We start from the raw sequence: 15,371 nt of genomic DNA, 5'->3' as shown, positions 1-15,371 counted from the left end.
TCATGCGGACAAGTGGGTTCCGGGCCTGGTGCGCCGAACGCGGACGCGCCCGGTTCGTGGTCACCGTGGCGTTGATGGTCGCGTTCACCCTCGCGGGCGGTGCGCTGCTGCTCGTGCCGAATGTGGCGCTGCCCCGGATCACCGCCGCCCAGCCCGGGACGACGGCGTCGCCGGTCGACCTCGCCGATCCGCGTCTGGAACCCGTGCGCCGGACCATGGAACCGTTCGGCCCGCTGGTCGCCGAACGGTTCGACGCGGGCGCGGGACAGGAGGCGGTGGTCGTCGGGCACGAGCCCGCACGAGCCGATATGACGGTGCTGGGCATGGAACTGGCGTCCTCGGCCGAGGCGATCAGCGCGGTGTGGGGTGCGGACTGGTCGCGGGCGCCGCTGATCGTGATCGCCGCGAACCCGTCCGAATTCGCCGGGCTGACCCGGTCGACGGCGCTGCACCCGGAGCAGGTCGCCGCCGTCACCGTGACCGATCCGGTCCCGCCGGGTGTCGCGCCCGTCCAGCGGATCGTGTTCGGCCCCGAGGCGGGCGCCCGACTCTCCGACGCGGGCCTGCGCACGCTGCTGCGGCACGAACTGACCCACGTGGCCACTCGCGCGGCGACCGTCGACGGGGCGGCGGTCTGGCTCACCGAGGGGTTCGCGGAGTACGTCGCGCACCACGTCCGCCCCGTCCGTTTCGCCGACGTCGCGCCTACGGTCGCGGCACGGACGAAGCAGGGCGTGCTGCCCGCCGATCTGCCGCCCGCCGACGCCTTCGCGGGCGCGGACGCCGCCGAAGCCTACGAATACGCGTGGGCCCTGTGCGCCTATCTGGCCGACCGCCACGGTCCCCCGGCGCTGCTCGCCCTCTACCACCGACTCGCGGCGGTCCCCGCCGACCCCGCGGGCGAGGACGCGGCCTTCGCCGAGATCCTGCGCGTCACCCGCGCCGACCTGGTGGCCGACTGGCAGCGGTGGCTGACCGCGCGGTCCGACGCGCATTCCTGACCCGGCGAGGCCCACGCGACGCGTGGGGCGCACGACCCACCCGCTAGGTTGATTCCATGGCTCGAACTCTGCTGGTTACCAATGATTTCCCGCCGCGGCCCGGGGGTATCCAGTCCTACTTGCAGGCGTTGGCCGAGCAGTTGCCGCCGGATGATCTGGTGGTCTACGCGCCGCGGTGGCGCGGGGACAGTCATCTGAAGTTCGACGCCGCGCAGAAGTTCCAGGTGGTCCGGCACCCGACGACGCTGATGCTGCCGACGCCGCTGGTGGCGCGCCGCGCCGAGCGACTGCTGCGCGACGAGAACTGCGACACCGTGTGGTTCGGGGCGGCGGCCCCGCTGGCCCTGCTGTCCCCGGTGCTGCGGCGGGCCGGGGCGGAGCGGATCGTGGCCAGTACGCACGGTCACGAAGTCGGGTGGTCGATGCTGCCCGCGGCGCGCCAGGCGTTGCGGGTCATCGGGTCGAGCACCGACGTGGTGACCTACGTCAGCAAGTACACGCGGGGGCGCTTCGCGTCGGCGTTCGGTCCGAAGGCGGCGCTGGAGTACCTGCCGCCGGGTGTGGACACCGAGGCGTTCCGGCCGGATCCGGCCGCGCGGTCCGAGTTGCGGGAGCGCTACGGCCTCGGTGATCGCCCGACGGTGCTGTGCCTGTCGCGGTTGGTGCCGCGCAAAGGGCAGGACGCGCTGATCGTGGCGATGCGCGAGGTGCGAGAGAAGATCGACGGCGCGGTGCTGGTGATCGCGGGCGGCGGACCGTACGAGGAGAAACTGCGCGCGTTGGCGGCCTCGTCGGGGTACGCGCAGGACGTGGTGTTCACCGGACGGGTGCCCGCGGCGGAACTGGCGGCCCACCACACGGTCGCCGACGTGTTCGCGATGCCCTCGCGCACCCGGGGCGCGGGCCTGGACGTCGAGGGCCTCGGCATCGTCTACCTGGAGGCGTCGGCGACGGGCGTCCCGGTGGTGGCGGGCCGTTCGGGCGGCGCGCCGGAGACGGTGATCGAGGGCGAGACCGGACGCGTCGTCGACGGCCGGGACACCGGGTCGATCGCGCGAGCGCTGGTGGAGATCCTGGCGGATCGGGACGCGGCGGCGCGGATGGGCGCGGCGGGCCGGGCGTGGGTCGAGCAGCGGTGGCGGTGGGACGCGCTGGGGGTGCGCCTGCGGCATCTGCTGCGCTGATCGACGCCCGATGAGCGCGACGTATGCCCATGTCGCGGCATCTACTACGCTCAGCACTCGTGAGCAGTATTCAGGTCGCGGACCAGACGTTCGTCGCCGCCGACGGCGCGGCCGTCGCCGAGGTGCTGGGCGGCGAGTCGCGGTGGCGTCAGTGGTGGCCGGATCTCACGTTGCAGGTGCGGGAGGACCGCGGCGACAAAGGGATTCGCTGGACCATCGCCGGCGGTCTGACCGGCACCATGGAGGTCTGGTTGGAGCCCTCGCTGGACGGGGTGATCCTGCACTACTTCCTGCACGCCGAACCGCCGGGCGCGGAGAAGATGTCGGCGCGCGACCTGCTCGCCGCCAATCGCGCGCGCCGGGTGGCGGGCAAGACCATGTCCTTCGAGATCAAGGCGCGCTTGGAGGCCGGTCGCGCGGCGGGCGTCGCGCCCGGCGCCTGATCCGCCGTGATCCACCCGCCGTTTTTCGTCGTCCCGGTGTCGGGGCGAGTGTCGTCACGGGAAAGGAACCGTTGACCACCATGGCCGACCGGACGCAGAGGTCGATCCTCATCGAGGCTCCCCCGCAGCGGGTGATGGCCGTCATCGCCGATCTGGAGTCCTATCCGGAGTGGGTGTCGGCGGCGAAGTCGGTGGAGGTGTTGGAACGCGACGCGCGCGGCCGCGCCGGCACGGCCCGTTTCGTGCTGGACGCCGGTGTCGTCAAGGACACCTACGTGCTGTCGTATTCGTGGCGGGCCGACGAGCGCGCGGTGTCGTGGCGGCTGGTCAGCGGCGAGTTGCAGAAGGCCCAGGACGGCACCTACGAACTCATCGAGCAGGCGGGCGGCGGCACGCGGGTGGTCTACGAGCTGACCGTGGACCTGAACATCCCGATGATCGGCATGTTCAAACGCAAAGCCGAGAAGGTCATCACCGACACCGCGCTGAAGGAACTGAAGAAACGGGTCGAAGGCTGACCGCGCGGCGGACCCGGTTGTCGCTGTTCATCGGCAAGGGCGGGGTCGGCAAGACGACGTTGGCGTGCGCGACCGCGCTGGCCCATGTGCGCGCGGGTCGACGGGTGCTGGTGGCGTCGCTGGATCAGGCGCATTCGCTGGGCGACGCGCTGGGCTTCCGGTTCCCGCACGATCCGGGTACGGTGCCCGGCGTGTCGCGGGTGGCCCCGGATCTGGATGTCGTGGAACTGGATTCGCTGGCGCTGCTCGAGGACCGGTTCCGCGAGGTGGTGCGGGTGCTGGCGGGATCGGGTCACGACCACGGCATCGATCCGACGGCGTTGGACCCCGCCGAACTGACCGGACTGCCCGGCGTGCAGGAACTGTTGATGCTGGTGGAGGTCGCGCAACTGGCGGCCGAGGACGACTGGGACCTGATTGTCCTTGACTGTCCGGCTTCGGCGGACGCGCTGCGCATCCTGACCGCCCCGGACACGCTGCTGGGCTACGTCGAGCGGATGTGGCCGCCGCACGCGCGGGCGATGAGCGCGGTGGGCACGGACCTGCGCCGCGCGGTCCTGGCGGCGACGACCGATCGGATCGTGGCCGCGGTGACCGAGGTGCGCGACCTGCTGGCCGATCACCGGCGCACGAGCGCGCGCCTGGTGACCTCGCCGGAGTCGGTGGCGGTGGCCGAGGCCCGGCGGGTGCGTTCGGCGGCGGCGCTGCTGGGTCTGCGACTGGACGCGGTGGTGGTGAACAAGGTGCTGCCGCCGGTGCCGCCGCCCGGTCCCGAGGACCATCCCGCGGTGCGCTGGTATCTGGCGCGGCGCGAGGAGCAGTTGGCCGTGGTCGACCGGTTGCGCGAGCGGTCGGAGGGTGTACCGGTGCGCGTCATCGGGCATACCGGTGAGGAACCGGTGGGCCTGGAGAACTTGTCGGACCTGTCCTACGCGGTGGACGCCTCCGCCGTGCTGAGCGACAATCCGGCGGAGGTTCGGGCGAGTTCCGGGGAACCGGTGGTTCGATTGGAGTCGGGGACCGGTCTGCGTTCGGAGTACACGATGCGCATGCCGCTGCCCGTCGCCGATCCGGCGACGCTGCGACTGGGACGAGTGGAGGACGATTTGATCGTGGGAGCGGACGGTGTCCGGCGTCGTGTGCGTCTGGCGCCGGTGTTGCAGCGGTGCACGGTCGAGACCGCCGAACTCGACGGCGGAATCCTGGTCATCCGTTTCCGCCCCGATCCCGCGGAATGGCCCCGATGACCCGCGAGGGGCGGCCGCCCACCGCCGACGGTCTGGCTGAGTTCACCGAGGAGCTCAAGCTGCTCGCCGAGACCGTGCTGGAGCGGGTCGAACCGGTGCTGCGGCACGCGGCGGCCGAGGGCGCGGCGGAGTGGGCGAGTTGTTCGTGGTGTCCGGTGTGCGCGGCGGCGGCGGTGCTGCGCGGGGAGCACCACGAGGTGATGGCGGCGTTGGCCGAGCACGGCACCGCGATCGTCACGGTGTTGCGCGAGGCGCTGGCCGGTGTCCCGGTGGAGCCGGTGATGCCCGAGGGCGAGCCGGAGACCGACTCCGAACAGGCCGCCCCGCACCGGCATTCGCCCACCGGGTCGCGGCGGGCGGCGGCCGCGAACGGTGACCGGCCGCGCCCGAGCTATGTCGGCATCCCGGTGACGATCAAGGGATGACCGACCGGTTGGCCGCCTCCGCACCGCTGACCGTCGGGATCGACGTCGGCGGCACCAATATCCGCGCGTCGGTGGTGGACGCCGACGGCGAGGTCCTCGACACCGTGCAGGCCCCGACCCCGCATTCGGCGCGCGCTTTGGAGGACGCGCTGGAACTGGCGGTGCGCGAACTGCTTCCGCGGCACCGGATCGGCGCGGTGGGTCTGGCGGTGGCGGGTTTCATCAACGCCGACCGTTCGACGGTCCGTTTCGCCCCGCATCTGCCGTGGCAGGACACGCCGGTGGCGCAGCGACTCACCGAACGCCTGGATCTGCCGGTGATCCTCGAACACGACGCCAACGCGGCGGCGTGGGCGGAGTACCGCTTCGGCGCGGCGGCGGGCGGTCACAACGTGGTGTTGATCGCGATCGGCACCGGGATCGGCGCGGCGCTGCTCATCGACGGTCGGCTCTATCGCGGGAGTCACGGGGTGGCCCCGGAACTGGGTCACCTGCAAGTGGTTCCGGGCGGGCGGGCCTGTCCGTGCGGCAAACGCGGTTGCTGGGAACGCTATTGCAGCGGCACCGCGCTGGCCGAGACCGCGATCGAACTGTTGGCCACCGACCCCGCGCCCGCGACGGTGCTGGCCCGCGAGGTGGCGCGGGATCCGGGTTCGCTGACCGGTCGCCGGGTGGCGGGCGCCGCGCAGGACGGCGATCCGACGGCGGCGCGCGCGATGGCCGATTTCGCGCGCTGGCTGGGGCTCGGGCTGGCCTTCGTCAGCGATATCTTCGACCCGGATCTGGTGGTGATCGCGGGCGGGGTGAGCAGTTCGGCTCCGCTGTTCCTGGACGCGGCGCGCGAGGAGTACGCGCGGGCGGTCACCGGGGCGGGCCATCGGCCGCTGGCGCGCATCCGCACGACCCAACTCGGCGAGGCGGCGGGCATGATCGGCGCGGCGGAGTTGGCGCGCGCGGTGATCGCCGACGCCGATCACGTCGCGCGGTCCGGTCGGTGAATCTCACACGTACGTTCGAATAACGCACGGCGTCAAGGGGTCTGATGTCCGTCTCGCGCAGGACGGCTCGCCGTGACTGGGTGAGATACGCCGCCGTGGTTGGTCGCGACCTCCTACCGGCGGTAAAGTCGGCATCAACGCAGGTTGCCCGCTTTCTATCCCGGTCGGTCGGTCCCGGGGGAAGGACATCATGTTCTACTGGCTGCTGAAGTACGTGCTGCTGGGACCGCTGATGCGGGTCTACAACCGGCCGACGGTCGAAGGCGTGGAGAACGTCCCCGCCGAGGGGGCCGCCATCATGGCGGGCAATCACCTCTCGATCGCCGACTGGCTGTTCGCCCCGCTGACGAGTCCGCGCCGGATCAACTATCTCGCCAAGGCCGAATATTTCACCACTCCGGGCCTCAAGGGCCGCCTGAAGAAGTGGTTCTTCACCACCACCGGCCAGTACCCGATCGACCGCACCGGCGCCTCGGCCGCGGAGGACGCGCTCAGCGCCGCCCGCCGTTTGCTGGACCAGGGCAAGCTGGTCGGTCTCTACCCCGAGGGCACCCGCTCCCCCGACGGCAGGCTCTACAAGGGCAAGACGGGCATGGCCCGCCTGGCGCTGGAGACCGGGGTTCCCGTCATTCCGGTCGCGGTGATCGGCACCTACGAGGTCTCGCCCCCCGGCCCGTTCCGCTGGAAGCGGCGCAAGGTGACGATCAAGTTCGGCGCTCCTATCGATTTCTCCCGCTACGACGGCATGGGCGGTAACCGCTTCGTCGAGCGCGCGGTCACCGACGAGGTCATGTACGCCCTCATGCAGCTCACCGGGCAGGAGTACGTCGACGTCTACGCGCACAGCCTCAAGAAGGGCGTGCCGTCGGGCAGCGCCCCCGACGCGGCCCGGATCCCGGAGTCCGCGGCGGGCTGACACCTCGCGTTCACCGAGCCCCCGTGCCGACCGGCACGGGGGCTCGCGTGTTTTCGACCGGTATGTCCGAAATGAGGTTGCTCACACGCCAAGCCGATGGCAAGGCGTTCTTATGCGGGGCCGGACAGACTCTCGGACATGTTCAGGAAATTGCTGGCCGCCGCGGGCGTCGGCGGCGCCGAGGTCGAGACCGAACTGTTCACCCCGGGCGTCCAACCGGGCGGTGTCGTCGAAGGCGTCATCCGACTGCGCGGGGGCGCTGTCGGACAGGACATCTCGCGGATCGCCGTCGAATTCGTCACCCGGGTCGAGCACGAATACGAGGACCACGAAGGTCATCGCGACACCGGTTTCGGCTGGACCCACGTCCACGGCCCGCTGCACCTGCCCGCGCAGGCGCCGCTGGAATTCCGCTTCGCGGCGCGCGCGCCGATGGAAACACCCATCACCTTCTACAACGGCAGGCAGTTGCCGGGCGCGTTCGTCGCGGTGCGCACGATCGTGGAGATCCAGGGCGCGGTCGACGCCGCGGACACCGATCCGATCGGGGTGGGCGCGCTGCCCGCCCAGCACGTGCTGCTCGAAGCCGTGGAGCGTCTCGGCTTCCACCTGCGCAGCGCGGACGCCGAATCCGGGCACATCCGCAACACGCCTCAGCAGTTGCCCTTCTACCAGGAGATCGAATTCGGCGGCTCGCACCACTACCCGAAGCTCAACCAACTCGAGGTCACCTTCCTCGCGGCCGAACACGGCATGACCGTGGTCCTCGAGGCCGACAAGCGCGGCACCTGGCTCTCCGAGGGCAGCGACGTCTTCGAATCGCTGTGGGTCGACTACGCGACGCTGGGTCAGCGGGACTGGGCGGGCGAACTGCATCACCGACTGCTGGGCATGTCCTCGCGGCACTGAGGGGTCGCGCGGTGCGGGACGCACGATTCGGGATCGATCTCGCCGTAACCCGACCGTGACCCGAACCGCCGGGGCACAATCGGGGGGTACGTCTGCCCGGGTCCGGAATCCGCGGGATGTCGGCGGACTCGCAGCACCCGATGATGTCCCGCGCCACGAGCGAGGGGCCGTCCGTGTCCGAAAGATCGCCCGATCTGCTGTTGTCGCTGGCCGTGGCCGCCGCGCACCAACTGGGCTACACCTGCCGGGTCGAGGCGCAGGACGACATGGTGTTGTCCGGCCCGTCCGGTCAGGTGCTGGTCGAACTGACGAATCTGCGGCGGATGGCGGCGGGCGAACCGCGCGAGCAGTGGCCCGCGCTGGTCGCCGACTACCTCAGCACCGGGTTGATCGAACTGGACGTCGCGCACGATCCCCTCGACACCGGCGATTTCGGGTTGATGCGCGCGCTGTTGCGCACGCGGTGGTATTCGGCCGACGCCGATCCCCGCGACGCGGTGTGGCGCGCGGTGGCGCCCGGACTGGCGCAGCGGTTGCTCGTCGACCAGGTCCACACAATGGCGCCGGTCACCCGCGCGATGACGCGCGCGTGGTCGGTCGCCGAGGAGGACCTGTTCGATCTGGCCGAGGCCAACACCCGCGGTGACGGCCCGCTGGACCTGGTCACCCACCCGTTCGAGAATCCGCACGCCGACCGCATCGATATCGCCATGCTGTGCGGGCAGTCGGACTACATCACGGCGCACGCCCGCTGGTTGGGCGAGGACTACCCGGTGGCGGGCCCGGCGGGCGTGGTGTTCGTCGTCCCGTCCCAGCGCCACATCTACGCCTACCCGGTCGCCGACGCGCGCATCCGGCGGGCCACCACCCTGCTGGCGCAACTGGCGGTGCTCGAGTACACCGAACGCCCGTGGCCGGTGAGTCCGGACATCTACTGGTGGCACGAGGGCAGGATCGAGTTGGCCGCCGCGTTCCGCCGCGAGCGGGATCAGTTGCTTCTGCATCCGTCGGACCGTTTCCGCGCCGCCACCGACGGCTTTCCCTCCTGAGCGCGGACACCCGTCGCCGGCGATCCTTCGGCAGCGCACGAAATCTCGCGCCCGCGACCGTTCGGCATCGGGGTTCGGCGGCCCGCGCGCATTGGTAGCCTGGGGCCGCACGAACGCCGAGTCGCGCACGACCAGGATGCGCCGCCTCGGGGGGCGCGAGGCGAGGTGAGCATGGTCCGCCGCGACACCGGTGGTCGAATCTTCCAGTTACCCGCGCGGATTCCGGTGTCGCACACCGGCGGGCCGCCGACGGGTCGGGTCGTGCGCGGCGCGAAGATGGCGGCGGTGCCGGTCGCGTTCGCGGGCCGTCGGGTCGCCGGGGTCGGCAAACGCGCGCTGGGCCGCCCGGCCGAGGAGGTGCGCGCCGAGATCCGGGCAAGGACCGCGCAACACATGTTCGCGGTGCTCGGCGAACTCAAGGGCTGCATCGCCAAATTGGGTCAGGTGCTCGCCGTCTACGAATTCGTGCTGCCCGAGGACGTCGCCGCCCCGTACCGCGAAGCGCTGGGCCGCCTCCAGGATTCGGCCCCCGCGATGCTGCCCGCGACCGTGCACGCGGTGTTGGCCGACCACCTGGGACCGCGGTGGCGGTCGCTGTTCCGCGAATTCGACGATCGGCGTCCCGCCGCGGCATCGGTGGGCCAGGTGCACCGCGCGGTGTGGCACGACGGTCGTCCGGTCGCGGTGAAGGTGATGTATCCCGGTGCGCGGCAGGCGATCCACGACGATCTGGTCACGCTGCGGCGGTTGAGTCCGCTGTTCGGCGCGCTGCTGCCGGGCGCGGACGTGCGGTCGGTCATCGACGCCCTCAGCGCCTACATCCGCGAGGAACTGGACTACGCGCTGGAGGCCGACCATCAGCGCGCCTTCGCCGCGGCCTACGCCGACGATCCCGAATTCGTCGTGCCGCGGGTGGTGGCGCAGTACCCGGACGTGCTGGTCAGCGAATGGCTCGAGGGCGTATCGCTGTCGCGGGTCATCGCGGGCGGCGCACCGCTGGAACGGGATCGGGTGGGTCTGCTGGTCCTGCGGTTCCTGTTCTCGGGTCCGGCCCGCGCCGGGCTGCTCTACGGCGACCCGCACCCCGGCAACTTCCGGATCCTGCCCGACGGGCGGTTGGGAGTCGTGGATTTCGGCGCGTGCGCGCCGTGGCCGCCCGGATTCCTGGACATGATCACCGATATCGCGCCCGCCCTGTACTCCTGCGATCCCGAACGCCTCGACGCCGCGATTCGGCGCAACGGTTACGTGGCGGCGGGGCAACCGTTGGACGCCGAGATCGTCGCGGCGCGCCTGGCCCCGGTGCGCGACGCCGTCGTCGCCCCGACCCTGGACCTGCACCCCGGGTGGCTGCGCACCCACCTCGGCGTGCTCACCGAACTGCGGGTCACCAACGTGGTGCGTCAACTCACGATGCCCTCCCCGCACACCACCGTGGCGCGCACCGCGGTCGCTGGTCTGGGGCTGCTCGGCCAGTTGCGTACCACGGTGCCGGTGGCCAAGGAGTTCGCGCGCTGGTTCCCGGAGGTCGCCGCCGTCCTCGAGACCGTGGATATGCGGCGGAACGACGCCGGATCGGAGGGTATCGCGACCGGGCGTGTCGCCGGTCGCGGAAACCAGCCATAGCCCCCGTGGCGGCTCACAACGTCGCAGGTCAGCGGGGGTGGAGTGAAAGCGACCCGAGTTCGGTTCTGTTCGGGTGCACACGGAGCCCGCGGCTGTGGTTAGCTTTGCTGCCATGAGCACGCCGCACACCGTCTCCGCCGAAGAATTCCTCCCTCGTGACACCGCGGATGTCGTTCGCACCGTACGGGATTCACGGGGGCGCGCGGAACGGCTGACGGTGGTCGGCGGCGAACCGCTCGACGACGGCCTCGCGCTGCCCGACCACCGGGCCGTGGTCTCGCTGCGCCGGATGAACGCCGTGCTCGACATCAATCTCGGCCGCCGCACGGTGCGGGTGCAGGCGGGCGCGAAACTGTCCGACATCGACCGCCGCCTCGGCGCGCACGGCCTGGGCCTGCCGATCGTCGGCGACCACCGCGACATCACCGCGGGCGGCTTCGCCTCGGTCGGCGGCGTCAGCAGTGCCTCGCACCGCTACGGCCTGTTCACCGACCAGATCGTCGACCTCGAGTACGTCGACACCGACGGTCGTATCGGCACCTGCGGACGCCACCACCACACCGACCGGTTCCACCGGATCCTGGGCGCGGGCGGGCGCGCGGGCATCATCACGGCGCTGACCCTCGACGCGATCGACATCGACAAGGACCACACCTGGCTCACCACCGACGCCAACCGGTTCCTGGACTTCGACTCCTTCGTCGAACACGCGCACGCGGAGATCCTGCGCCCCGGCAACGCGGCGCTCCAGGTCGGCCGCTGGGTGGACACCGCGCCGCTGAAGGTGTCGCGGCCGGTCGGCACCGGTCAGGTCCAACTCGGCACCGTGCGTTTCGGTCAGTGGTCGAGCCTCTACCCGACCACGCCCACCCGGTCGCTGCGCGCCCGCCGCGAGGTCGGCACCAGGACGCGCAAATCGCTGGGCGCGATCGCCTCGGCCGCGAGCGGGCGTGCGGGCATGCCGGTGCGCAACGCCGCCGCGGGCGCGCTGATGTTCGCCCCCAAGGTGCTGACCCTGCGTGACGCGGAGTACCTGGCCGACACCGTCATCAGTTCCTCCGAGCGCGGTCCGGCCTATCGCGTCGGCATCTTCGCGCCGCTGTCGAGCTACAGTTCGGTGTTCTACCGCTTGCACGACCTGTTCTCCGGCCACCGCGAGCGCACCGGATGCTTCACCGTCATCTCCGCGATGACCTACGGCGTGCGCTCGGCCTACCTGCGGGCCGAGGCCGATGCCCGCCACCTCCCGGTCGAGGACCACGGCCTGATCACCTTCACCTGCCGGTTGCGCCCCTCCGCGCTGCCCTCGGAACTGCTGCGCGACATCGTCGCGGGCATCGACGACATCTGCGTCTCCGAGCACGCCCTGCGCTACGAATCGGAGGACTAGCCCCCAGCGACGAGAAAGCCCCACCGGATATCCGGTGGGGCTTTCTTCGGTCGTTACGGGCGGCTCAGTGCTTCTCGGGGCCGAGGTAGTACTCGAACACCAGGCCCGCCGCGGCGGCCAGGACCAGCACCACGCCGATGCCGATCAGCCAGAACTGGAAGAAGGCCAGGCCGAGGGCGGTGACCGCCGCCGCGCCCGCGAGCAGGATGGGCCAGAAGCTGCCGGGCGAGAAGAAGCCCAGGTCGCCCGCGCCGTCCACGATCTCGGCGTCCTCGTAGTCCTCCGGACGCAAATCCAGACGACGCGCGACGAAGCGGAAATAGGTGCCGATGATCAGCGACAGACCCGCCGTCAGCACGATGGCGGTGGTGCCCGCCCATTCCACGCCGGTGCGCGACTGTCCGGTGAAGAAGCCGTACACGACCGCCACGATGATGAAGAACACCGTGAGCAGCTCGAAAATCCGCGCTTCGATCCTCATGTCAGATCAGTCCCTCTACTTTGCCTCGGTCGCGGTCTTGGTGGTGCGATCGGTGTTGAAGGGCCTGGTCGAGGTGGCGACCTCGGGCTCGCCGATCGCGCGCAGCGCCTCGGCGTTGGTCAGCCCCTTCTTGCGCGCCTCGATGTACTGGGTGAACCGCTCCGGCGCGACCGCGCGGACCTCGAAGTTCATCATCGAGTGGTAGGTGCCGCACATCTCCGCGCAGCGGCCGACGAAGGCGCCCTCCCGCTCGATCTTCGAGATCTGGAAGACGTTGTCGGAGTTGTTCTCCTTCGGGTTCGGCATCACGTCGCGCTTGAACAGGAACTCCGGCACCCAGAAGGCGTGGATGACGTCCATGGCGGCGAGCTGGAACTCGATGACCTTGCCGGTCGGCAGCACCAGCACCGGGATCTCACCGGAGTTGCCGACGGTCTCGATCTGGTTGTAGTGCAGGTAGGACAGGATGTCGTTGGCGGGCTTGCCGTGCACCGGGCCCGGCTGCGGGTGACCGTCCTCGGTGCGCTCGGCGTACTCCTCGAGCTGGGCCTTGGCGGCTTCTTCGCGCTCGGTGTCGACGCCGTCGTAGCGGTAGCCGGTGTCCTTGAAGTCGATGCCGCGGTAACCGAACTTCCAGTTCCACTGGAAGGCCGTCACGTCGACGGTGACGTCGGGGTCGGCGACCTTCTCGTGCACGTAGTTCTGCACGACCACGGTGAAGTAGAACAGCACCGCGATGATCAGGAACGGGATCGCGGTGTAGGTCAGCTCCAGCGGCACGTTGTAGCCGGTCTGGCGGGGGAACTCCGGGGAGTCCTTCTTCTTGCGGTGGAACACGATGGTCCAGAAGGTCAGACCCCAGACCAGCACGCCCATCACCAGCGCGGCGATGACCGACCAGGTCCACAGCTCGCGCATGCGGGTGGCCTGCGGGGTGACACCCGAGGGCCAGCCGAAGCGCAGCCAGACATTGTCGATCGAGCAGCCCGAGACGAGCAGCGCGGTCATCCCGAGGGACACCGCCAGCCCGGCCCGCCGAAGAATGCGGCCCCGAACCGGGGACCGTCGTGCCCCGATCTCATCGCTCGCCTTGTGCGCCACGCTCACGCCTTCCTGGTCGCCACACATTCCGACATATGCGCCGCCGGGGTGCGATCTCCCGGCGACACGGTCCAAGCACGTTTCGGGCCCTTCGTCGGCGGGCGGCGGCGAACCGCACATGCCAGCTGAGAACGACCTGAGTACTACGCAGCGTAGACCAAACTCGCGCAGCTCATGTCGTCGGGTCGGCTTCAACACACGGAGCAGGCGTGTGCGGCATACTCGGACACGACATTTCGGCCGCTCCGCGACGGGAGGGCCCCTAACGGAGAGACGAGGTTGCCGACACCGTGTGCGGACTGCTCGGATTCCTGACAGCTGACGCGGCGACGTCGGAGGTGGTGGACAAGGTCTACGACGCCCTGCACTGCATGCGTCACCGCGGACCGGACGAACGCGGGACCTGGCACGACGAACATCTGATCGTCGGCTTCAACCGGCTCTCGATCATCGACATCGAGCATTCGCACCAGCCGCTGCGCTGGGGGCCCGCCGACAATCCGCAGCGCTACGCGCTGACCTTCAACGGCGAGATCTACAACTACCTGGAGTTGCGCGAGGAGATCGCCCGCGAGCACGCCGCGGAGTTCCCCGACGGCGCTGTCTTCGCCACCGAGGGCGACTCCGAGGCCATCGTGGCGGCCTTCCACTACTGGGGCGCGGACGCGGTGAAACGCCTGCGCGGCATGTTCGCCTTCGCGATCTGGGACACCGAGACCCGCGAGCTGTTCCTGGCCCGCGACCCGTTCGGCATCAAGCCGCTGTTCCTGGCCACCGGCCCGGGGGGCACCGCCTTCGCCAGCGAGAAGAAGAGCCTGCTCGACCTGCTGCCCGCCCTCGGCCTGTCCGACGCGCTGGACCCGCGCGCGCTCGAGCACTACACGGTGTTGCAGTACGTGCCCGAGCCCGAGACGCTGCACGCGGCGATCCGACGGCTGGAGTCGGGCACCTACGCGCGGGTACGCGCGGGAGCCGAACCCGAGGTCACCCGCTACTTCCGCCCGGATTTCCGGGCGAAGCCGTTCGCCGAGGGCGAGGCCGAGCAGCGCTACCGGGAGATCGCGGCGGCGCTCGAGGACTCGGTCGCCAAGCACATGCGCGCCGACGTCACGGTGGGCTCGTTCCTGTCCGGCGGCATCGACTCCACCGCCGTCGCCGCGCTGGCGATGCGGCACAACCCGAAGCTGATCACCTTCACCACCGGTTTCGAACGCGAGGGCTACTCCGAGGTCGACGTGGCCGCCGAGAGCGCCGAGGCGATCGGGGCGCGCCACATCGTCAAGGTGGTCTCCCCCGCCGAATTCGCCGCCGCCATCCCGGAGATCGTCTGGTACCTGGACGACCCGGTGGCCGACCCGGCGCTGGTGCCGCTGTACTTCGTGGCCAAGGAGGCGCGCAAGCACGTCAAGGTGGTGCTGTCCGGCGAGGGCGCCGACGAATTGTTCGGCGGCTACACCATCTACCGCGAACCGTTGTCGCTCAAACCGTTCGAGTACCTGCCGCGCGGTGTGCGCAGGCTCGCGGGCAAGCTGTCCGAGCGCATCCCGGACGGTACGCGCGGCAAGAGCCTGCTGCACCGCGGGTCGCTGACCCTCGAGCAGCGCTACTACGGCAACGCCCGCAGCTTCAGCGACGCCCAGTTGCGCTCGGTGCTGCGCGAGTTCCGCCCCGAGTGGACCCATCAGGACGTGACGGCCCCGATCTACGCCCAGTCGGCGGGCCTGGACCCGGTGGCGCGGATGCAGCACCTGGACCTGTTCACCTGGCTGCGCGGCGACATCCTGGTCAAGGCCGACAAGATGACGATGGCCAACTCGCTGGAACTGCGGGTGCCGTTCCTGGACTCCGAGGTGCTGAAGGTCGCGCAGGGCCTGCCCTACGACAGCAAGATCACCAAGGAGACCACCAAGTTCGCCTTGCGCCAAGCGCTGGAGGGCATCGTGCCCGGCCACGTGCTGCACCGCGCGAAACTGGGCTTCCCGGTCCCGCTGCGGCACTGGCTGCGCGGCACGGAACTCTACGACTGGTCACGGGCCCAGATCGCGGATTCGCAGACCGACCACCTGCTCGACAGAGCCGCGAT

General features: G+C 70.3%; 15 protein-coding genes. 13 read left to right on the top strand and 2 right to left on the bottom strand.

Annotated features, from left to right (window positions below):
* Window positions 1-2: 2 nt before the first annotated feature.
* From ON30_RS09270 to ON30_RS09215, 12 genes are all read left to right on the top strand, one after another.
* Window positions 3-1,001 carry a hypothetical protein gene (locus ON30_RS09270; RefSeq protein ID WP_040705802.1) on the top strand — a complete coding sequence of 333 codons (999 nt, stop codon included), beginning with the start codon at window positions 3-5 and terminating at the stop codon, window positions 999-1,001.
* A 56-nt stretch (window positions 1,002-1,057) separates the two neighbouring features.
* Window positions 1,058-2,185 carry a glycosyltransferase family 4 protein gene (locus tag ON30_RS09265; protein WP_040705801.1) on the top strand — a complete coding sequence of 376 codons (1,128 nt, stop codon included), beginning with the start codon at window positions 1,058-1,060 and terminating at the stop codon, window positions 2,183-2,185.
* Window positions 2,186-2,244: 59 nt separating this feature from the next.
* The gene (locus ON30_RS09260) at window positions 2,245-2,628 is read left to right on the top strand and encodes a polyketide cyclase / dehydrase and lipid transport (protein WP_174387444.1); all 384 of its coding nucleotides are present in this window, start codon (window positions 2,245-2,247) and stop codon (window positions 2,626-2,628) included.
* 80 nt (window positions 2,629-2,708) lie between these two features.
* Window positions 2,709-3,146 carry an SRPBCC family protein gene (locus tag ON30_RS09255; RefSeq protein ID WP_040705797.1) on the top strand — a complete coding sequence of 146 codons (438 nt, stop codon included), beginning with the start codon at window positions 2,709-2,711 and terminating at the stop codon, window positions 3,144-3,146.
* A 17-nt stretch (window positions 3,147-3,163) separates the two neighbouring features.
* A complete protein-coding gene (locus ON30_RS09250) occupies window positions 3,164-4,393 on the top strand; it encodes an ArsA family ATPase (protein ID WP_040705795.1) in 1,230 nt (409 codons plus the stop codon).
* Window positions 4,390-4,818, top strand: coding sequence for a hypothetical protein (locus ON30_RS36020; protein ID WP_051029118.1), 429 nt, complete (start codon window positions 4,390-4,392; stop codon window positions 4,816-4,818). Before ON30_RS09250 ends, ON30_RS36020 begins: the two co-directional genes overlap by 4 nt.
* Complete coding sequence (locus ON30_RS09240) at window positions 4,815-5,816, top strand: ROK family protein (RefSeq protein ID WP_040705794.1); 1,002 nt, start codon at window positions 4,815-4,817, stop codon at window positions 5,814-5,816. The genes ON30_RS36020 and ON30_RS09240 overlap by 4 nt, the downstream gene beginning before the upstream one ends.
* A 190-nt stretch (window positions 5,817-6,006) precedes the next feature.
* Window positions 6,007-6,732 carry a lysophospholipid acyltransferase family protein gene (locus ON30_RS09235; protein WP_040705792.1) on the top strand — a complete coding sequence of 242 codons (726 nt, stop codon included), beginning with the start codon at window positions 6,007-6,009 and terminating at the stop codon, window positions 6,730-6,732.
* Window positions 6,733-6,870: 138 nt separating this feature from the next.
* Complete coding sequence (locus tag ON30_RS09230) at window positions 6,871-7,641, top strand: sporulation protein (RefSeq protein WP_040705791.1); 771 nt, start codon at window positions 6,871-6,873, stop codon at window positions 7,639-7,641.
* A 173-nt stretch (window positions 7,642-7,814) separates the two neighbouring features.
* Window positions 7,815-8,690 carry a hypothetical protein gene (locus ON30_RS09225; protein WP_157183672.1) on the top strand — a complete coding sequence of 292 codons (876 nt, stop codon included), beginning with the start codon at window positions 7,815-7,817 and terminating at the stop codon, window positions 8,688-8,690.
* A 171-nt stretch (window positions 8,691-8,861) separates the two neighbouring features.
* A complete protein-coding gene (locus ON30_RS09220) occupies window positions 8,862-10,316 on the top strand; it encodes an ABC1 kinase family protein (RefSeq protein WP_051029113.1) in 1,455 nt (484 codons plus the stop codon).
* Between the two features lie 112 nt (window positions 10,317-10,428).
* Window positions 10,429-11,706, top strand: coding sequence for an FAD-binding oxidoreductase (locus tag ON30_RS09215; RefSeq protein WP_040705789.1), 1,278 nt, complete (start codon window positions 10,429-10,431; stop codon window positions 11,704-11,706).
* Window positions 11,707-11,770: 64 nt separating this feature from the next.
* Here ON30_RS09215 and ON30_RS09210 read toward each other — a convergent pair whose 3' ends face one another.
* Both ON30_RS09210 and ctaC read right to left on the bottom strand, forming a co-directional pair.
* On the bottom strand, window positions 11,771-12,187 hold the full coding sequence (locus tag ON30_RS09210; protein ID WP_040705787.1) for a cytochrome c oxidase subunit 4: 417 nt from the start codon (window positions 12,185-12,187) through the stop codon (window positions 11,771-11,773).
* Between the two features lie 15 nt (window positions 12,188-12,202).
* Window positions 12,203-13,195 carry an aa3-type cytochrome oxidase subunit II gene (gene ctaC / locus ON30_RS09205; RefSeq protein WP_051029112.1) on the bottom strand — a complete coding sequence of 331 codons (993 nt, stop codon included), beginning with the start codon at window positions 13,193-13,195 and terminating at the stop codon, window positions 12,203-12,205.
* 383 nt (window positions 13,196-13,578) lie between these two features.
* On the opposite strand from ctaC, the gene asnB reads away from it, so the two are divergent.
* Window positions 13,579-15,371 (top strand): asparagine synthase (glutamine-hydrolyzing) (gene asnB, locus ON30_RS09200; RefSeq protein ID WP_040705786.1); only part of this gene is annotated, 1,793 nt, incomplete at its 3' end.

Source organism: Nocardia takedensis NBRC 100417 (assembly GCF_000308695.1).
Lineage (GTDB): Bacteria > Actinomycetota > Actinomycetes > Mycobacteriales > Mycobacteriaceae > Nocardia > Nocardia takedensis.
Note: the sequence above shows the minus strand (reverse complement) of the source record. Positions and strands in the feature narration are given on the sequence as shown.